This is a genomic window from Enterobacteriaceae endosymbiont of Plateumaris sericea, from assembly GCF_012562605.1.
In the GTDB taxonomy this organism is placed as follows: Bacteria; Pseudomonadota; Gammaproteobacteria; order Enterobacterales; family Enterobacteriaceae.
Window position 1 is genome coordinate 177,304 of record NZ_CP046224.1, and the last position, 19,948, is coordinate 197,251.

Annotated in this window: 19 protein-coding genes; 5 read left to right on the forward strand and 14 right to left on the reverse strand. The window is 18.4% G+C overall.

What is annotated here, in order from left to right:
- Positions 1 to 1,037, forward strand: a 1,037-nt coding sequence (gene aroC, locus GJT84_RS00835; protein ID WP_168867046.1) for a chorismate synthase, incomplete at its 5' end; no start/stop codon positions are given.
- Here the strand turns inward: aroC and GJT84_RS00840 are convergent.
- Positions 1,034 to 1,639 (reverse strand): peroxiredoxin, encoded by a 606-nt coding sequence (locus tag GJT84_RS00840; RefSeq protein ID WP_168867048.1) that lies wholly within the window; start codon positions 1,637 to 1,639, stop codon positions 1,034 to 1,036. The two genes, aroC and GJT84_RS00840, sit on opposite strands and share 4 nt — an antisense overlap.
- Positions 1,640 to 1,771: 132 nt before the next feature.
- On the opposite strand from GJT84_RS00840, the gene yajC reads away from it, so the two are divergent.
- The 3 genes from yajC (at position 1,772) to secF (ending at position 4,963) form a co-directional block, all read left to right on the forward strand.
- A complete protein-coding gene (yajC, locus tag GJT84_RS00845) occupies positions 1,772 to 2,116 on the forward strand; it encodes a preprotein translocase subunit YajC (RefSeq protein ID WP_168867050.1) in 345 nt (114 codons plus the stop codon).
- Positions 2,117 to 2,143: 27 nt separating this feature from the next.
- Complete coding sequence (gene secD, locus GJT84_RS00850) at positions 2,144 to 3,970, forward strand: protein translocase subunit SecD (protein WP_168867052.1); 1,827 nt, start codon at positions 2,144 to 2,146, stop codon at positions 3,968 to 3,970.
- Between the two features lie 105 nt (positions 3,971 to 4,075).
- On the forward strand, positions 4,076 to 4,963 hold the full coding sequence (secF, locus tag GJT84_RS00855) for a protein translocase subunit SecF (RefSeq protein WP_168867053.1): 888 nt from the start codon (positions 4,076 to 4,078) through the stop codon (positions 4,961 to 4,963).
- A 125-nt stretch (positions 4,964 to 5,088) separates the two neighbouring features.
- Here secF and rsmC read toward each other — a convergent pair whose 3' ends face one another.
- The 5 genes from rsmC to GJT84_RS00880 all read right to left on the reverse strand — a co-directional run bounded on the left by rsmC (position 5,089) and on the right by GJT84_RS00880 (position 9,521).
- The gene (gene rsmC / locus GJT84_RS00860; protein ID WP_168867054.1) at positions 5,089 to 6,111 is read right to left on the reverse strand and encodes a 16S rRNA (guanine(1207)-N(2))-methyltransferase RsmC; all 1,023 of its coding nucleotides are present in this window, start codon (positions 6,109 to 6,111) and stop codon (positions 5,089 to 5,091) included.
- Positions 6,112 to 6,120: 9 nt separating this feature from the next.
- Positions 6,121 to 6,954: a bis(5'-nucleosyl)-tetraphosphatase (symmetrical) ApaH gene (gene apaH, locus GJT84_RS00865; RefSeq protein WP_168867055.1), complete on the reverse strand. Its 834-nt coding sequence runs from the start codon at positions 6,952 to 6,954 to the stop codon at positions 6,121 to 6,123.
- Positions 6,955 to 6,975: 21 nt separating this feature from the next.
- Complete coding sequence (gene apaG, locus GJT84_RS00870; protein ID WP_168867056.1) at positions 6,976 to 7,353, reverse strand: Co2+/Mg2+ efflux protein ApaG; 378 nt, start codon at positions 7,351 to 7,353, stop codon at positions 6,976 to 6,978.
- Between the two features lie 12 nt (positions 7,354 to 7,365).
- Positions 7,366 to 8,169, reverse strand: coding sequence for a 16S rRNA (adenine(1518)-N(6)/adenine(1519)-N(6))-dimethyltransferase RsmA (gene rsmA, locus GJT84_RS00875; protein WP_168867058.1), 804 nt, complete (start codon positions 8,167 to 8,169; stop codon positions 7,366 to 7,368).
- Between the two features lie 68 nt (positions 8,170 to 8,237).
- Entirely contained in the window at positions 8,238 to 9,521 is a 1,284-nt protein-coding gene (locus GJT84_RS00880; protein ID WP_211080603.1) for a peptidylprolyl isomerase, read from the reverse strand.
- A 195-nt stretch (positions 9,522 to 9,716) separates the two neighbouring features.
- On the opposite strand from GJT84_RS00880, the gene djlA reads away from it, so the two are divergent.
- On the forward strand, positions 9,717 to 10,652 hold the full coding sequence (gene djlA / locus GJT84_RS00885; RefSeq protein ID WP_168867067.1) for a co-chaperone DjlA: 936 nt from the start codon (positions 9,717 to 9,719) through the stop codon (positions 10,650 to 10,652).
- A gap of 18 nt (positions 10,653 to 10,670) precedes the next feature.
- On the opposite strand, the gene acpS is transcribed toward djlA, so the two are convergent.
- The 8 genes from acpS to GJT84_RS00925 all read right to left on the reverse strand — a co-directional run bounded on the left by acpS (position 10,671) and on the right by GJT84_RS00925 (position 19,823).
- Positions 10,671 to 11,057 carry a holo-ACP synthase gene (gene acpS / locus GJT84_RS00890; protein ID WP_168867068.1) on the reverse strand — a complete coding sequence of 129 codons (387 nt, stop codon included), beginning with the start codon at positions 11,055 to 11,057 and terminating at the stop codon, positions 10,671 to 10,673.
- Positions 11,058 to 11,106: 49 nt separating this feature from the next.
- Entirely contained in the window at positions 11,107 to 11,940 is an 834-nt protein-coding gene (era, locus tag GJT84_RS00895) for a GTPase Era (RefSeq protein WP_168867070.1), read from the reverse strand.
- 24 nt (positions 11,941 to 11,964) lie between these two features.
- On the reverse strand, positions 11,965 to 12,642 hold the full coding sequence (rnc, locus tag GJT84_RS00900; RefSeq protein WP_168867071.1) for a ribonuclease III: 678 nt from the start codon (positions 12,640 to 12,642) through the stop codon (positions 11,965 to 11,967).
- Positions 12,643 to 12,677: 35 nt separating this feature from the next.
- Entirely contained in the window at positions 12,678 to 13,619 is a 942-nt protein-coding gene (gene lepB, locus GJT84_RS00905) for a signal peptidase I (protein ID WP_343033624.1), read from the reverse strand.
- A 22-nt stretch (positions 13,620 to 13,641) separates the two neighbouring features.
- On the reverse strand, positions 13,642 to 15,432 hold the full coding sequence (gene lepA / locus GJT84_RS00910) for a translation elongation factor 4 (RefSeq protein ID WP_168867073.1): 1,791 nt from the start codon (positions 15,430 to 15,432) through the stop codon (positions 13,642 to 13,644).
- A gap of 50 nt (positions 15,433 to 15,482) precedes the next feature.
- The gene (locus tag GJT84_RS00915; RefSeq protein WP_168867075.1) at positions 15,483 to 17,528 is read right to left on the reverse strand and encodes a M3 family metallopeptidase; all 2,046 of its coding nucleotides are present in this window, start codon (positions 17,526 to 17,528) and stop codon (positions 15,483 to 15,485) included.
- 108 nt (positions 17,529 to 17,636) lie between these two features.
- Positions 17,637 to 18,377 (reverse strand): 23S rRNA (guanosine(2251)-2'-O)-methyltransferase RlmB, encoded by a 741-nt coding sequence (rlmB, locus tag GJT84_RS00920; protein WP_168867077.1) that lies wholly within the window; start codon positions 18,375 to 18,377, stop codon positions 17,637 to 17,639.
- A 153-nt stretch (positions 18,378 to 18,530) separates the two neighbouring features.
- Positions 18,531 to 19,823, reverse strand: coding sequence for an adenylosuccinate synthase (locus GJT84_RS00925; protein ID WP_168867355.1), 1,293 nt, complete (start codon positions 19,821 to 19,823; stop codon positions 18,531 to 18,533).
- Positions 19,824 to 19,948: the final 125 nt, after the last annotated feature.

Sequence of the window (19,948 nt, forward strand, 5' to 3'; positions counted from 1 at the left end):
CATATGGTGAATCTCATGGAATCGCTTTAGGATGTATTATAGATGGTTTTCCTCCAGGTATTCCATTAAGAGAAAATGACTTACAAAAAGATTTAGATAAAAGAAGACCAGGATATTCAAAATATACTTCTCAAAGAAGAGAATTAGATAAGATTAAAATTATGTCTGGAATATTTAATGGTTTAACTACAGGAACAAGTATTGGTCTTATGATAAAAAATATGGATCATAGATCACAAGATTATAATAATATTAAAAATCTTTTTCGTCCTGGACATGCTGATTATACATATGAAAAAAAATATGGTATACGAGATTATAGAGGTGGAGGACGTTCTTCTGCAAGAGAAACAACTATGCGTGTTGCTGCAGGCGCTATTGCAAAAAAATATTTATTTATAAAGTTTAATATTAAAATTAGAGGTTATTTATCACAAATGGGCAATATTATTTGTAATTTTGAAAGTTGGTCAGAAGTAAATAAAAATCCTTTTTTTTGCCCTAATATACATCAAGTACAAAATTTAAAAGATATGATAAATAATTTAAAAAAAATGGGGAATTCTATAGGAGCTAAAATTACTATTATTGTAGAAAATGTACCAATAGGATTAGGTGAACCAGTTTTTGATAAATTAGATGCAGATTTAGCTCATTCTTTAATGAGTATAAATGCTGTTAAAGGAGTAGAAATAGGTGATGGATTTAAGTCTGTAACTACACTTGGTAGTGATTATCGAGATGAAATTAGATCGAATGGTTTTCAAAGTAATCATTCTGGTGGAATTTTAGGAGGAATTAGTACAGGACAAAATATTATTATTAATTTTGCTATGAAACCTACCTCTAGTATTTCTATTTCAGGAAAAACAATAGATATAAATAATAATGAAGTACAATGTACAACACAAGGAAGACATGATCCCTGTGTTGGAATAAGAGCAGTACCTATAGGAGAAGCAATGGTAGCAATAACATTATTAGATCATTTATTACAATATCGTGCACAATGTGCAGATGTTTTATTACAAAATTAATATAGTTGATTTAAATTATTAGTTAAATAATCAGCAATACCAGTTGATGTAGGTATTATACTTTTTTTACCTTTTTCCCATTGAGCAGGACATACTTCACCATATTTTTCATAATGTTTTAAAGCATCAATCATTCTTATCATTTCGTTAATATTTCTACCAAATGGTAAATCATTTACTAATTGATGTCTTATAATACCATTTTTATCTATTAAAAATGAAGCTCTTAATGCAATTCCTAACTTAGGATGTTCAATACCATATTTTTGTTGAATTTCTTTTTTAAGATCAGATACTATTGTAAATTTAATTTTTCCAATTCCTCCTTTTTGAATTGGAGTATTACGCCATGCATTATGAGTAAATTGTGAATCACATGAAATACCTAATATTTTCACATTTCTTTCATTAAAATCATTATAATGATTATTAAATGATATTATTTCAGAAGGACAAACAAATGTAAAATCTAAAGGCCAAAAAAATATAACAGTAATTTTATTTTTAGAATATTCTGAAAAATTAAAATTATCAATTATTGAACCATTATTTAAAACAGCTGAAGCATTAAAATCAGGAGCTTTTTTTGTAACTAAAATCATAATAATTTCCTAAAATTTTATTTGATCAAATATAATTTTTTATGTTATTTTATACAATATTTAGTTATCATTCAATTAATTATTTTTAAATGTAAAAATAATTATAATTTTAATTATTAAGGAATAAAATAGATGAATTTTTTCATTTCTAATATAGAAGCAGCTACACGTAATGAAATACATTCTAAAGATAATATTATTTCTTTATTTATCATGATTTTAATTTTCAGTATAATATGTTATTTATTAATAATTAAACCTCAAAATAAACAAAATAAAGAAAAAAAAAAATTAATAGATTCTCTTTCTAATGGAGATGAAATATTAACAACTGGTGGAATTATTGGTAAAATAATTAAAATTTCAGATTATGGATATATTACTATTTTAATAAATAATAATAATCAAATTATTGTTAAAAAAGATTTTGTTGTTTCAATTATCCCTAAAGGTACTGTAAAAAAATTTTTTTCATAATTTATAATTATCAATAGGAATTTTATTATGTTAAATAAATATTATTGGTGGCAATATGTTCTAATAGTTTTATTTATTATAATTGGGATTATATATTCATTACCAAATATATATAGAGATATTCCTATTATACAAATTAATATTTCTAATAATAATTTTTTAAAAGTAAAAATTTTAGAAAATATTAAAAATCAATTAAATTTTAATAAAATTAATTATAAAAAATATTCGATAAAAAATAATAATATTATTATTGTTTTTAATGATATAGAAAATCAATTACAAGCATATAAAATAATTAAAGAAAATTCTAATAATAAATATATTGTAATAATAAAATTAATTTCCACCATACCAAAATGGTTGTCTTTTTTAAAAGCTAAACCAGTTAAATTAGGATTAGATTTAAAAGGTGGTATATATTTTTTATTGAGAACTAATAATGATTATATTTTTCAAAAATTAAGAGAACAAAATATTACAGATTTAAAATTAATATTAAATAATAAAAATATTCCATTCCAAGTAAAGAGATTAAATAATTTTAATTATAATATTATTTTTAAAAATAATATTATAAGAAATAAAATATTTAATTATTTAAAAAATAAAAATAATAATTTTATTAATTATACTATAATTAATAATGGTTTATTAATTTCTATGAAAAAAAAATGGTTTTTAGAATTAAAAAAATCTATTATAGAAAATAATATAGATGTATTACGTAAACGGGTTAATCAAATAGGTATTTCTGATTCAATAGTACAAAAAAAAGGAATAAATAATATTATTATAGAACTTCCTGGAATGCAAAACCTTTCAGAAGCAAAAGAAATGTTAGGTAGTACAGCAACATTAGAATTTCATTTAGTTAATAATAATATGAATAATATTCAAAGTAAAAATTTTTCTTATTATTTATGGAATAATAAAATTCCTCTTTTTTTAAATAAAAAAATAATAATAGATGGATCAAATATTATTCATTCAAATATTAGTAGAGATGAATATAATCAACCTCAAGTAAATATTTTTTTAGATAAAAAAGGTGGTAATATTCTATCAAAATTTTCTGAAAAACATATTGGAGATGCTCTTGCTACAGTATTAGTAAATTACATAAATAGTGATAAAAAAGATATAAAAGGTAATATTTTACAAAATAAAAAAGAAGAAATAATAAATATAGCTACTATAAAATCAAAATTAAATGATAGTTTTACTATAACTGGATTAAAAAATATAAAAGAAGCAAAAAAATTATCAATTTTATTAAGATCTGGTTCATTAAGTGCACCTATACAAATAATAGAAGAACAAAATATTGGTCCTTCAGTAGGAAAAGAAAATATCAAACAAGGAATAAAAGCTTGTATTATAGGTATTTTAATATGTATTATATTTATGATATGTTATTATAACATATTTGGTATAATTGCGATTATTGCTTTATTTATTAATTTAATTTTTACTATAAGTTTTCTTTCTCTTTTGCCTAGTGCTACTCTAACAATGTCAGGTATTGCAGGAATAGTTTTAACATTAGCTATTGCTATTGATGCAAATGTTTTAATTAATGAAAGAATAAAAGAAGAATTAAATAATAAAATATCTATTCAAAAAGCTATAGATTATGGTTATAAAAAAGCTTTTTCTAGTATTTTTGATGCTAATATAACTACATTAATTACTTCTAGTTTTTTATATAGTTTAGGTTCTAGAGAAATACAAGGATTTGCTATTACTACTTTTATTGGTATTTTAACATCCATGTTTACTTCTATTATTATTACTAGAGCTATAGTAAATATTATTTATGGTGGTAAAAAAATAAAAAAATTGCCTATTTAATAAATTAATAATTTCATTATATATGGAGAATATTAAATAATATGTATTTTTTTTTTTAATAAAATAAAAAAAATTAAACAAAATAAATTTTTATATTATGATTTTATGAAATGGAATAACTATGCTTTAGTTATTTCAACAATTTTAATTGTATCTTCTATAATTATTATATTATATAGAGGTTTAAATTGGGGAATAGATTTTACTGGTGGAACAATAATAGAATTACATTTTAAAAAAGAAATTAATAAATTAAATAATGCTAGATTATTAATTCAAAAATTATATTCTTCAAAAATTGAAATTAATTTAATAAATAACAATCATAATTTAACTATAAAATTACCAAAAAATAAATATATTATAAAAAATAATCAAATAGTTGACCCAAATCTAATACATTTAATTCAAAAATTATATAATCAAAAATGTATAATTAAAAAAACAGAATATATAGGTCCTAACGTAGGTAAAAATTTAATTTTTTCTGGTATTGCTACTATAATGGTTACATTAATAGGTATTTGGATTTATGTAGGTTTTCGTTTTGAATGGTATTTAGCATTTAGTACAGTAATATCTTTATTACATGATTTAATTATTACTATCGGTATAATTTCACTATTTTATATTGAGATAGATCTTTCTATTATTTCTTCGCTTATGTCAATAATTTGTTATTCACTTAATGATAGTATTGTAATTTCAGATAGAATACGTGAAAATTGCTATAAACTAAGGAACAACAAAAATATATATTATATTGTGAATATATCAATTAATCAAACTTTCAAAAGAAGTATTATTACTTCATTGACAATACTAACTATGATATTTATTTTATATATTTTTGGAGGTATTATATTAAGTAATTTTTCTTTAATTATGTTTATAGGTGTAATTTTTGGAACTATATCTTCTATATATATAGTATCATCTATAGCATTAAAAATGGGTATGAATATCAATTCAATGATTGATTATAATAAATAATAATTGTAATTATTATTTATTTAAAAAAATAAATTAACTTTTTTATTAATTATTTTAAAATTAGATAATAATTTAAAATTATTAATTTTTATAGTTTACTATTATTATAATAGCTTAATAATTGATTAAATATTCTTAATACTGTATACTGTAAAATTTTTATTTTTACATAAAATATGAATTTGTTTTTTTTTTTTAAATAATTTAAAATATGGTAAAAAATTATTTGCAACAAAACGAAGTTCTCCACCATATTTTAAATATTTTTTTACATTATAAATAATTTTATAAATTATATCTAAAGAATAATTTAATCCTACATGAAAAGGTGGATTAGATATAATTAAATCAAATTTTTCATTAATATTAGAATATACATCACTAGGAAATACATATGTATTTTTAATATTATTTACAAGTATTGTTTTTTTACTTGAAGTAATAGCATTAGAATTAATATCTATTGAAAATAATAAATATTTTTTATTTGTAGTACCTCCTATTATTGTAGAAATAATACCAGAACCACAACCAATTTCTAATATTTTACCTTTTATATTATTAGGTTTAATAGTAGAAATTAATAATTCACTACCATAATCTAATTTATTTGAACTAAATACACCAGGTAAACTATTAATAATATAATTTTTATAATAATAATTTATCCAATAAAAATTTTTATTAAAAAATATTTTTTTATTTAATAAACCATAATAAATACTACATTTTCTTGCGCTAATAATTTTATTAAAATTTATGTTATTAAATTTTTCTATATTTTTTATTTGATTAATTCCGCTATTATTTTCTCCTATTATATAAATATCGCTATTTATTGATAAAATAGATAATATATTTTCTAATAAAAAAATTGATTCACTTTTATTTTTTAACCAAAAAAATAAAAGTGTATTAAATTTATTTATTAGTAAATTATCAACTAAATCATAATGTACTTTATTTTTTAAAAATTTTTTTAACCATATATAATAATCATATTGATGAGTATTAACAAAACTAATATAAGTCTTTAAATAAATTGGTATCGAATCTCTAATATTACCAGAAAAAATTACATTACGATTTATAAATTTATTTTTAAATTTATATAAAATATACTTACTAATAGGTAATAATTTAAACATAAATTTATATTAAATTTTACACTTTTTTGTATAAAATTTTTTATCTTCCCAAGATAACATTGTTAATTTATTACCCCAACAACAACCAGTATCTAATCCCATTATATAAGATGGTGTATATCTACCATTTAAAGACGACCAATGTCCAAATAATATTGTATATTTTTTATATATGTCATTTGATATTAAAAACCATGGTTTTAATAATTTAGATACATTTTTAGGTTCTTCTTTTATCGTCATTTCTAGTGTTCCATCTGGATAACAATATCTCATTTTTGTTAATGAATTTATAATAAAATTAAAACGTTTAAATCCTGTAAGTTTATTATTATTCCAATCATTGGATTGATATTTTTTATTAGACATGTAAGAAAAGAAAATTTTATTATTTTTACTTATTAAAATATTTTCTACTTCACTTGAAACAGATTTTATTATATCAATATTATTCCATTGTGGAGTAATACCTGCATGTGTCATTATAATTTTTTTTTCTTCATCTATTTGAACTAAAGGTTGATATTTTAACCAATTGTCAATAATAATAGAAATTTTTTTATTTGATAATAATTCTAATATTTTTTTATCATATATAGTACCCGTATGTATTATACCTGAATATAAAGCTAATAAATATAAATCATGATTACCTAAAACTAACCTTATAGATTCTTGAAAATTATATAAATAAAATAACATTTTTTCAGAATCAGGACCACGAGCAATAATATCTCCAGTCAACCATAATTTATCTTTTTTATGATTAAAATTAACTTTGTTTAATAAAGATAAGAATTCATTATAATAACCATGAATATCTCCAATAATATAAGTAGTCATATAAGTTCTGTTGTATTTAAATTAATGAATATAAGTTTTAATTGCTAAACGAAATACAGGAATATCTACATAAAAAATATTACTATTTTCATCTATCATAATATAATGTCCTTGCATTGTACCAATAGGTGTTTCTAAAATAGTCCCACTAGTATATTTAAAATTATTTCCAGGTTTTATATAAGGTTTTTTACCTATAACTCCTTCACCATGTATTTGAATTTCTTTACCATTACCATTTGTTATTATCCAATAACGACTTATTAATTGTAATAATTTTTTTCCTAAATTATTAATAGTAATAGTATATGCAAAAACATAACGATTAGATTTAGGAATAGATTGTGATTCTATATAAATACTATTTACTTTTATATAAACTTGAGATAATGATTTCATAGTTTATATCCTTTATAAAGAATAGTTATTTAATTCTAAATATTGAGCTAATTGACAATATTCTGATATTGAAACATTTTCAGCCCGAATTTTATAGTCTATACCAAATAGATTTAATTCGTCTACAGAAAATAAATCTTTTAAACTATTACGTAATATTTTTCTTCTCATACTAAAAGCTTTTTGTACTACTTTTTTTAATAAATAAATATTATTTAATTGATAAGGTTTTTTTGTATAAGGTTTCATATATACCATATTAGAAAATACTTTAGGAATAGGATAAAAAGATTTTGGATGTATTTCGATTAGAGGTTTTATTTTACAATAAAATTGTGCCATAATACTTAAACATCCATAATCTTTTTCACTAGTATTAGCAGTTAAAGTATTTACAACTTCTTTTTGCATTATAAAATTCATATCTTTTATATTATTTATATAATTATTAAATAAATAAAAGATTAATTTAGTAGAAATATTATAAGGTAAACTACCAAAGATACGTAATTTTTCTTTATATTTTTTAATTAAAAGATTAAAATTAAATTTTAAAGCATTATCTAAATAAATTTTAACTTTAGATTCTATAATTTGTTTATTATACATTAAATAATGTACAAAATTTTTATCTATTTCAATAACAGAAATAAAATTATTATATTTTATCATAGGAATAGTTAATGCACCTAATCCTGGTCCTATTTCTACCATTAAATTAGAAAATTTAGGATTAATAATAGAAATAATTTTATTAATAATATCTTTATCCTTTAATAAATGCTGTCCATATTTTTTTTTAAGAAAAAATTTCATTTTATATTTTCTAATATATTTATATAAAATAAAATTTTAATAAATAATTTAGTTTTTATCAATTAACATTATTCAAATATATTTTTATTATTTAACATATTATTTATATATACTCCACTTAAATATGTAAAAAACCAATGATTTAATTCTAGAAAAAAATTTTTTTCCATAATTATCTCTTTTGCTTTTTGTTCAAAAAAAGATTCTTTTTTTGAACAATCTTTTATATTTATTAGTTTTAATAAATAAAAACCATCAGATTGTTCAATAACAGAACTAATTTCATTTATTTTTAAATTATTAATAATATTTTGTATATCAAAAGAAAAATTTTCTAAAGGAATCCATTTATTATTTATTTTAGATTGTATTAATTTATTTTCTGAAGAAAATAAATTAATTGCTTTCTCAAATTTTATTTTTTTTAAAATAATAAGATTACGAATATTATTGATTTTTTTTATTAATAATTTTTTAGTTAAATTATTTTTTTTTATAAAAATAAATTTTATTAAAACTTTTTTTTGTAAATTATTTTGAATTTTTAAATTATTAATTTTTAGTAAATAAAATCCTGAATCTAAATATATAGGACCTATTATATCTTTTATATTTACTGAATCTAAATAATTAATAAATTTATCTGGTAAAAGATCTTTTGATTTCCAACCTAACTCTTGTTTCTGAATATTGTTTCTATTGTAAAAATTTATATCTTTTTTATATAAAGTAAAATTAATATTTTTTAATTTATTAATGAGTACTTTAGCTAAAAATAATTTTTCATTAAAATTTTTTTTTATTGGTATATAAAAAATAGTAATATTATACTGTATTTTTTTTTTATTCTGAATATATAATAAATTTTTTAAATAATTTACTTCTTCATCAAAAATAATTGTTTTATTTTTTATTTCTTCAAATTTAATTAAATTAATAATTAATTCTTTTTTTATAAAATTATAATATTCTTCATAATTTATTTTATTATTTATAAGTTCTTTATTAAAAATATCTACATTAATATTAAAATTTTTTATTGTATTAATAATAATATTATCAATATTATTATCTGGTATATAAATATTATAATTATTACTTATTTGTAAAAAAATATTATTAAGAAATAAATTTTTAATACATTCTGTATTTATGATATTAAAATCAGTAAGTAGATATTTATTGTTTTGATTATTAAATAAATTCATTAAATTATAAATATCTTTTTTTGTAATCATGTCATCGTTAATAACAATTCCTATTTGATCAATATTTTTAAATGATGCATAAACATTATTATAATATACAAAAAAATATAAAATCATAATTAATATTAATTTTTTAATTCTCATTTTTTTTCCATTTTTAATAAAATTTTAATTAAAAAATTTTATTTTATATTATAATAAAATATTTAATTAAATAATATTATTTTAAATATTTATTATATAATATAATATAAAATATATTATAAATAGTAATATTTATCTATAATATATTTTTATTAAATAAAATTGTAATTTTTTCATATATTTATTGAGGAGTATATGTTTTATTGGGGTAGATTAATTGGTTTTTTTATTAGTATAATATTTGGACATAGTCTTTCTAACATATTACTTGCTATTTTTATTGGTTCTATAATAGATAGAATAAATGAAATGTATAGTAATAATCAATATTTTAATAATGAAAAAATAATAAAAAATTTATACTTCCAAACTACTTTTGAAGTTATGGGTTATGTAAGTAAATCTAAAGGTTTTATTAGTATAAAAGATATTAAAATGACTTTAAGTTTGATGAAAGAAATGAATTTAAATAAAAAAGATATTTTATTTGCACAAAATTCATTTAAAAAAGGAAAACAAAATGATTATCCTTTAATAAATAAATTAAATAATTTATATGAAATATCATTTGATAAAAATAATAATTTATTAGATAAATTTATAGAAGCTCAAATAAAAATAGCATTTATAAATGATTATCTAAATAATAAAACAAAAAAAATATTATTTACAATATTTAATGAATTAAATATACCTGAAGAAAAAATTAAATATTTTATAAATAAATTAATTATAAATCATTCAGTAAAAAAATTTTTTTTCAAAGATTTTTTTAAATATTATAAATATAATTATAATAACTATTATTATAATTATTTTGATAATTTTAATTTTTATAATAATGATGATTATTATCAAGATTATAATTATTTTAATCAAGATTATAATAATAATTATAAACAAGACGATAATAATCAATTAAATATTGATAAAGCATATATAATATTAGGAGTTAATAAAAATGATAGTATGTTAAAAATTAAAAGATCTTATAGAAAATTAATGAGTAAATATCATCCAGACAAATTAATATCAAAAGGATATTCTTCAGAAATTTTAGAAAAAGCTAAAGTAAAAACACAGAATATACAAGCAGCATATAATATTATAAAAAATAAAAAATTTCATTAAGTAAAAAGTTTAATATAATTAACCTTCAATTATAACAATTGCACAAACATATTTTTTTTCATCAGATAATGAAACATGAATGTTTTTATATTGCATTTTTTTTGCAATATTTAATGCTTGATGAAAGAATTTTAATTCTGGTTTACCATATTTATTATTATATAATTCAACTTGATTAAAAAATATACCATTAGTAAATCCAGTATGTAAAGCCTTTACAGCAGATTCTTTAATTGCAAATCTTTTTGCTAAATAATAAATATTATCTTTATCATTATTTTTAATATAAAAATTCCATTCATTAATAGAAAGAATTTTATGTGCAAAACGATTTTTAAATTTATAAAAAATCTTTTTAATTCTTTTAATTTCTACAATATCAATTCCTATTCCAATAATTTTCATATTAAATAAAATTTTTTATTAATTAATAAATTAAAATAAATATTTTAAATTATTTTAATTTAATTTTTATTTTTATAGAAATTTGTTTATTTAAAAAAATTTCTATATCATTTTTAGACTTACTTATAATAAATTTTAAAATTCTAGCATTTTTACCTATTAATATTTTTTTTTGACTTATTTTTTTAACATATAATAATATGTTTATATTATTTGTAAAAGTTTTTGAACTTATAATAAATGGCTCTACTTTTATTTTTATTATATAAGGAATTTCATTATGAATATATTTTAAAATATATTTTCTTATTATTTCAGAAATAATTAATTCTTTAGTTTGATTTGTAATATAATTTTTTGGAAAAAAATGATATTTATTAGGTAATATTTTAAATATAATTTTATGAATATTACTAATATATAATTTATTTTTTGCTGAAATCATAATTAAATCAATAAAAGATATTTTATTTTTAATAAAATTAATATGTGGTAATAATATTGTTTTATTAGAAATTTTATCTATTTTATTAATTATAATTATGATTGGAATAGAAAAATTATTAATAATTTTTATTATTTTTTCTTCTATATCATTCCATTTATTTCTATCTAAAACAAATAAAATTATATCAAAATTTTTATTTATGAATAAATTATGGGTAATATTATTTTTATTTATAAAACCAGGAGTATCAATATATTCAATTTGATAATTATTATAATTATATATTCCAGTAATATTAAAATAAGTAGTATTTATTTTATGAGATGTAATAGCAATTTTTTTTTCTACTAATTGATTTAATAAAGTAGATTTTCCTACATTAGTTCTACCTAATATTAGAACTCTACCAAAATAAAAAGATATTATTTTATCCAATTAAATTACCACCTATTTTATAAATTAAATTCCTAATTTTATTAATGCTTGTTCTGCTGCTGATTGTTCTGCTTTACGACGACTAGAACCTATTCCTGTTATTATTTCTGATATACCATTAATTTTACATTGAATAGTAAATTTTTGATTATGAACTTCACCATTAATTTGTAATATAAAGTAATATGGTAATGGAAGATGTGATCTTTGTAAATATTCTTGTAATTTTGTTTTAGGATCTTTTTGATTATTTCCTGGAATTATTTTTTTTAATCTTAATTTATACCATTTTAATATAATTTTTTCTACAATATTAATATTACTATCTATACAAATACTACCAATTAAAGCTTCCATAGTATCTGCTAAAATAGATTCTCTATTATATCCTCCATTTTTTAATTCTCCTGGTCCTAATAATAAATATTCACCTAATGTAAATTCTCTAGCAATACTAGCTAATGTATTACCTCTAACTAAAGTAGCTCTCATACGACTCATATTACCTTCATTTACATTAGGAAATTTATTATATAATTCTTTAGCAATAATATAACTAAGTATAGAATCACCTAAAAATTCTAATCTTTCATTATGTTTACTACTTGCACTACGATGAGTTAAAGCTTGATATAATAAATTTTGATGGTTAAAAATATAACCTAACTTTTGTTGTAATTTATTCATCATAATAAAATTCACATAATCATATTCTTAATTTTATATAAAAAATAATATTATTTAATTTTTTTAATTCTATAAAGACGCATTTTAGTTGGCAATTTATTTTCTTTTTTATCTAAACTCATCCAAATAAAAACAGCTTTACCTAATAAATATTTTTTATTTACAAATCCCCAATAACGACTATCATAACTATTATCACGATTATCTCCCATTACAAAATAACTATCTAAAGGTACTATCCATGTATAATTATTTTGATTTTTTTGATGATATATTTTTAAGGATTCTTCAATTATTTCAGGAGAAAATAAAACTTGATGAGATAGATTATTAATCTTTTCTGTATATTCAAATAATTTTAAACTTCCATAAATATATTGATTTAATTTTTTTTTCTTTAAATGTTTATTATTTTTAATAAAAATTTGAAAATAATTACTTCTTTTTAAATGATTATATTCAATAATAAAATTATTTTTTATATTATTGTTATTTGCAGGATATAAAATAATTTGTTTATTTTTTGTATTATATATAATTTTATCTCCTGGTAATCCTATAACTCTTTTAATATAATTTACTTTAGGATTTTTAGGAAATTTAAAAACAATAATATCTCCTCTTTGAGGGTTTTCATTATTTATAATGAAATTATTATTAAATGGATTTTTTATCCCATAAACAAATTTATTTACTAAAACAAAATCTCCTATAAGTAAAGTAGGCATCATTGATGATGAAGGTATATAAAATGGTTCATATAAAAAAGAACGAATTACAAATACTAATAATATAATAGGAAAAAAAGATCCTATTTCTTTTTTCCAAAATTCTTTTCGTGTATCAAGATTATAAAAACATAAATTTTTAGTATATTTTTTCATATAAAAATTATATAAGATTTTAATCTTATAGAAAAACCACATAAAACCTGTTATTAACATACTAAAGATTAGTATTGATTGAAATATATTATTGTTCATATTGTCCATAGTAATAATAGTAATAAATAATTTATTTTGTTATTTTTAATACAGCTAAAAAGACAGTAGCAGGTAATAAAACATTACCAATAATTTTCATCTTTTTTTTACCTTCTTTTTGTTTTTGAATTAATTTTTTTTTACGACTAATATCTCCTCCATAACATTTTGCTATAACATTTTTTCTAAGTTGCTTAATAATAGAACTAGCAATAATATTTTTTCCTATAGCTGCTTGTATTTTAATATCAAATTGTTGTCTAGGAATAAGCTTTTTTATTTTTTCTACTAATAAATTACAATAATAATAAATTTTATTTTTATAAGTAATAGTAGTTAAATCATCAACTCGTTTTTGATTAATTAATATATCAACTGATACTAAATTAGATTTTTTAAATTTAATAAAATGATAATTTAATGATGCATAACCACTAGATATTGACTTTAAATAATCAAAAAAATTAATTATAACTTCTAACATAGGTATTTCATATATTAATAATACTTGATTAGCATGATAAATCATATCAATTTGTATTCCATTTTTTTCTGAACACAATTTCATAATATTACCAATATATTTTATAGGAGATAAAATATTACATTTAGCTATTGGTTCTCTTAATTCTTTAATTTTATTTATATGAGGAAATTTAGATGGATTATCTGCATAAATAATATTATTATCTACAGTTTCTATTTGATATTTTACTGTAGGTATAGTAGTAATAATATTAATATTATATTCACGTTCTAATCTTTGTTGTATAATTTCCATATGTAATAAACCTAAAAAACCACATCGATATCCAAAACCTAATATATTAGAATTTTCTGGTTCAAAAAATAATGAAGCATCATTTAAACTTAATTTTTTTAATGCAGTACTAAATAAATTATAATTACTTGAAGTAGTAGGAAATAAACCGGCATATACTTGTGGTTTAATTTTTTTAAATCCTGATAATATACTTTGAGATGGATTAGAATCTAATGTTATTGTACTTCCTATTGGAAGTTCATTTATATTTTTTACACCACAAATTATCCAACCAACTTCTCCACAATTTAATTTTTGTAATTCTATTTGTTTAGGAGTAAAAATACCTAGTTTTTCTACAAAATATTTTTTTTTTGTATTCATAACTATGATTTTATTTCCTTTATTAATTTTCCCATTTTTAATTCTAATTAACGATACTACTCCTAAATAATTATTAAACCAAGAATCTATAATTAATGCTTGTAAAGGAAAAGAGGATTTTCCTAATGGAAATGGAATTTGTTTTACTAATTGTTCTATTATTTCTATAATACCAAATCCTGTTTTAGCAGAACATTGTAAATTTAATTCTGATTTAATTCCTATAATTTCTTCTATTTCTTTTCTAACTTTTTTTACATCAGCATTAAATAAATCAATTTTATTAATAACAGGTAAGACTTTTAAACCCATATTCATAGCAATATTACAATTAGATAAAGTTTGTGCTTCAACACCTTGTACTGCATCTACTAATAATAGAGCACCTTCACATGCAGACAAAGATCTAGATACTTCATAAGAAAAATCTACATGTCCAGGAGTATCAATAAAATTTAATTTATATATATTTTTATTTTTTGACTGATAATTTAAAGTTACACTTTGTGCTTTTATTGTAATACCTCTTTCTTTTTCTAATTCCATAGTGTCTAATACTTGAGACTTCATTTCTCTATTAGATAAACCACCACATAATTCTATTAAACGATCTGCAAATGTAGATTTACCATGATCTATATGAGCAATAATGGAAAAATTTCTTATATTTTTCATAAAATTTTTTTTGTATATTATTAATATATAAAATAATAATATAAAAATTATTATTTTTTAATTTTAATTCCTTTATATATAAGTAAAGCATTACTATCTAATTTTCTCTTTCTAAATTTTTCAAATAAAATTAAAGGATTTTTAATACTACATTGAGATAAAAAATTATCTAAAAATTTTTTTCCTATAATTTTATTAAATAAGTTATTTTCTTTAAAATATAAAAAAGAATCTGCAGCTAATTGTCCTGACCATAAATAACTATAATAACCAGCTGCATATTCTCCTGAAAATATATGATTAAAAATATTTATATATTTATTCCAAGATGGAATAGGTGTGATTGAAATTAAACTAGATCTAATTTCATACATTAAATCTAATATTTGATTATTATCTTTTTCTGGATTAAATTCATTATGTATTCTAATATCAAACAAACTTAATTCGATTTGTCGTATTATAGATAAAGCAGCATTATATTTTTTAGATTGAACTAATTTATCTATAATATTTTGTGGCATAATTTTATTAGTTTGATAATGACTAGAAATTAAAGAGATAACTTCTGGTTCCCAACACCAAGATTCCATAAATTGACTAGGAAATTCTGCTATATCAAAATTGATTCCATTTATACCAGAAATATTAGGTATATTAATTTTAGTTATAATATGATGTAATGCATGACCAAATTCATGAAATAACGTTATAACATCATTATGTGTTAATAAAGAAATATTATTAATTGGATGAGAAAAATTACAATTAATATAAGCTACTGGATATTGTAGTATATTATTAAATTTTATTATTCTAGATTGACAAATATCCATCCAAGCTCCATTTCTTTTATTTTTACGAATATATAAATCAAAATATATACTTCCATATAATTCATTTTTATCATTAAAAACATCAAAAAAATATACATTATTATTCCAAACATTAACTTTTCTTTTTTTAAAAATTAAACCAAAAACTTTATTTATAATTTTAAACATTCCATTCATAACATAAAGTAATGGAAAATAAGAACATATAATGTTATCGTTAATACCATATAAATAATGTTTATATTTTTCTATATAAAATGTTGTGTCCCATGGATTTATTTTAATTAAATTATATTTTTTTTGAATAAATTTTTTTAAATTATATATCTCTTTTTTTGCTTGGTCATAAGAACATTCGACTAAATTTTTAAGAAAAAATAAAATTTCATTTACATTTTTAGCTGATTTATTTATAAGAGATTTTTCTGCATAAGAATTATATCCTAATAAATTAGCTAATTTATAACGTAATTTTAATTCTTTAATTATAATAGGAAAATTATTCCAATTATTTTTTCCATCTTGATCTGATGCTCTAGTGTTGTAAGCATAATATAATGTTTTTCGAATTATTTTATTTTCACAAAATTTCATTATTGATGAATAAATTGGCATATCTAAAGATAATAAATATCCTTTTTTATTTTCTTTTTTAGCGTTATTTTTAATTAAATTAAGAATATTATTAGAAATCCCTTTTAATTCTATTTTAGAAACAATATTTAATTTCCAATTAACAATACTATCAAATATATTATTATCAAATTTAATGTTTAAATAAATTAACTCTTTTATAATTTTTGCATATTTTTGCTGATTGTTAAGAGGTAATAAAATACCTGATGATTCAAAATCACGTATAATATTATTAATAGATTTTTTTTCCATATTATTTAATAAATTAAATTTATTTTTTTTTATAAATATATAAGCATCATATAATTTTTTGTGCTGTTTTATCCATAAATGATATTTAGTAACAATTTTAATAAAAACATCATATATTTTTCGTAATTCAATATTATTAACTACATAATTTAAATGATTTATTAATGAACATATACGATTAAAATTTTCATCTAATTCTAAAATTGGTTGACAAAAATTTTTCCAATTATAATTTTTTTTATAATTTTTTAAGAATTTAGTTATTAATAATTTATTATCATCAATATTTTTTCGAATAGCAGGAATTATAAATTTATATTTAATTTTATTAAATGGAGGTAAAATAAAATTTTTAAGAAGAGGATTATTCATAATAAGATCTCTATTAAATACTAAATAGTAAAGTTATTTATTAAATAAATTATTAATATACTTTTAGTTAAATTATTTTAAATAATACATTATATCATCTATATTATTTTAAAATAAATTTTGTCTTATTATTTCAAATAAAAAAATTCCAGTAGCAACAGAAACATTTAAAGAATCAATATTATTAAATAATGGTATATTTAATAATATATCACAATTATTTTTTATAATAGGACGTATACCTTTATTTTCTGAACCCATAATTATACATATTGGAAAATATATTTTATTATTATAAATAGTATTTGTGCTTTTATTATCAGCACCTATTATAGTTATATTATTATTTTTTAATAGATTAATTATTTCAACTAAACTATTTACAAATATAATTGGTAATGTTTCTGATGTTCCACAAGATACTTTTTTAACTGTTGAATTTAATGTTGATGAATGATGTTTAGGTAAAATAATAATGTTAACTTTAGCTGCTACTGCAGTTCTTATACATGCTCCAAGATTATGTGGGTCTGTAATCCTATCTAATATTAAAATAAATGGTTTTTTAAATTTTTTAATAATTTTTATTATATCGTTTTTATGATATTTAATTGTTTTAAAAAAAATTATACCTAATATTCCCTGATGTACATGATTATTAGTTTTTTTATCTAACCACTGTCTTGTTGTTTTACAATATGGAATATTATATTTTTTAATATTAATAAGTATTTCTTTTAATTTATTATTAATTTTTTTATTATTTAAAATATAAATTTTTTTAAATAATTTTGGATTATTTTTCAAAAGGTTTATTATAGGATAAAATCCAAAAATAATATCTTCCATATAATATAATTTATTTTAATATTTTAAATTAATTATATCATTTTAAAAAATAAAAAAAAAGATATAGATTATATTAATTTCATATATAATTTATAATTATATATGAAAATAATAATAAAATTACTAACTATATTTTCATTTTAATAAACATAATTATAAAAAATTATCTAAAATAATGACATTATTTCGATCTGGTCCTGTAGAAATGATACTTATATTAATATTTGTTAATTCTTCTATTCTTTTAATATAATTAAAAGCTGCTTGAGGTAAATTTAATATATTTGTAATACCACATGTATTTTCTTTCCATCCTGGATGTGTTTCATAAACTGGTTTTATATAATTCCAATCTTCTTTTTTTATAGGTAAATTAAAAATTTTTTTACCTGAAGGAGTTATATAAGCAATACATAATTTAATAATATCTAAACCATCTAAAACATCTAATTTAGTTAAACAAAGACTACTTAAAGAATTAATGATTATAGCTTTTTTTAATAGATTTATATCTAACCAGCCAATACGACGTTTTCTTCCAGTTGTTGAACCAAATTCTTTTCCTTTATTACTTATATGTACTTTATATTTATCAAATATTTCTGTAGGAAAAGGACCTGAACCTACTCTAGTAGAATAAGATTTAACTACTCCTAAAATATAATCTATGTGTAAAGGACCTATTCCAGTACCAGTCATTACACCACCAGCTATAGTATTAGAACAAGTAACATAAGGATAAGTTCCATGATCAATATCTAAAAATGTACCTTGTGCTCCTTCAAAAATAATTTTTTTATTATTTTTTCTAGCTTTATATAAAAATTCACTAACATCTATAGAAATTTTTATAATATTTTCTGATATATCTAATGTATTTTCTAATATTTTTTTATAACTTACAGGATTATTTTTATAAAAATGAACTAATTGAAAATTATAATAATCAATAATTAACTTTAATTTTTTAGCAAAAATATCTTTATTAAATAAATCATCTATACGTAATGCATATCTAGATATTTTATCTGTATATGCAGGACCTATACCTTTTCCTGTTGTACCTATTAATTTTTTTTTGAGAAAATTTTCTTGCGCTAAATCCATAGCAATATGATATTCTAAAATTAATGGACACATAGCAGATAAAAATAATCTATTTTTAATTTTAATATTTAAATTTTCTAATTCTTTTATTTCTTTTAAAAGATTATTAGGAGATATAACTACCCCATTACCTATAATAGTTTTAACATTATTATGCATAATTCCAGAAGGAATTAAATGTAAAATAATTTTTTTTTTATTAATTATAATTGTATGTCCTGCATTATTTCCTCCTTGATAACGTACAACATAATTAACATTTTTACTAAGTAAATCTATAACTTTTCCTTTTCCTTCATCTCCCCACTGAACACCTAATATAATAATATTTTTATTCATAATAATAGAATTATTAATTAATAAATTATATTTTATCATTTTAAGTTTTAAAGTAAATCATTTACTGTAAAAAATGTATAATAATTATTATTAATTACGAATATTTTATATTAAAATTTTAAATT

What these genes read in the sequence shown, in the direction of transcription:
- rsmA (WP_168867058.1), bottom strand. Translation starts at nt 8,169, where the DNA reads ATGAAATTTTTTCTTAAAAAAAAATATGGACAGCATTTATTAAAGGAT.
- lepA (WP_168867073.1), bottom strand. Translation starts at nt 15,432, where the DNA reads ATGAAAAATATAAGAAATTTTTCCATTATTGCTCATATAGATCATGGT.
- yajC (WP_168867050.1), top strand. Translation starts at nt 1,772, where the DNA reads ATGAATTTTTTCATTTCTAATATAGAAGCAGCTACACGTAATGAAATA.
- apaG (WP_168867056.1), bottom strand. Translation starts at nt 7,353, where the DNA reads ATGAAATCATTATCTCAAGTTTATATAAAAGTAAATAGTATTTATATA.
- GJT84_RS00915 (WP_168867075.1), bottom strand. Translation starts at nt 17,528, where the DNA reads ATGAATAATCCTCTTCTTAAAAATTTTATTTTACCTCCATTTAATAAA.
- rlmB (WP_168867077.1), bottom strand. Translation starts at nt 18,377, where the DNA reads ATGGAAGATATTATTTTTGGATTTTATCCTATAATAAACCTTTTGAAA.
- acpS (WP_168867068.1), bottom strand. Translation starts at nt 11,057, where the DNA reads ATGAAAATTATTGGAATAGGAATTGATATTGTAGAAATTAAAAGAATT.
- rsmC (WP_168867054.1), bottom strand. Translation starts at nt 6,111, where the DNA reads ATGTTTAAATTATTACCTATTAGTAAGTATATTTTATATAAATTTAAA.
- djlA (WP_168867067.1), top strand. Translation starts at nt 9,717, where the DNA reads ATGTTTTATTGGGGTAGATTAATTGGTTTTTTTATTAGTATAATATTT.
- secF (WP_168867053.1), top strand. Translation starts at nt 4,076, where the DNA reads ATGAAATGGAATAACTATGCTTTAGTTATTTCAACAATTTTAATTGTA.
- GJT84_RS00880 (WP_211080603.1), bottom strand. Translation starts at nt 9,521, where the DNA reads ATGAGAATTAAAAAATTAATATTAATTATGATTTTATATTTTTTTGTA.
- apaH (WP_168867055.1), bottom strand. Translation starts at nt 6,954, where the DNA reads ATGACTACTTATATTATTGGAGATATTCATGGTTATTATAATGAATTC.
- GJT84_RS00840 (WP_168867048.1), bottom strand. Translation starts at nt 1,639, where the DNA reads ATGATTTTAGTTACAAAAAAAGCTCCTGATTTTAATGCTTCAGCTGTT.
- secD (WP_168867052.1), top strand. Translation starts at nt 2,144, where the DNA reads ATGTTAAATAAATATTATTGGTGGCAATATGTTCTAATAGTTTTATTT.
- lepB (WP_343033624.1), bottom strand. Translation starts at nt 13,619, where the DNA reads ATGGACAATATGAACAATAATATATTTCAATCAATACTAATCTTTAGT.
- GJT84_RS00925 (WP_168867355.1), bottom strand. Translation starts at nt 19,823, where the DNA reads ATGAATAAAAATATTATTATATTAGGTGTTCAGTGGGGAGATGAAGGA.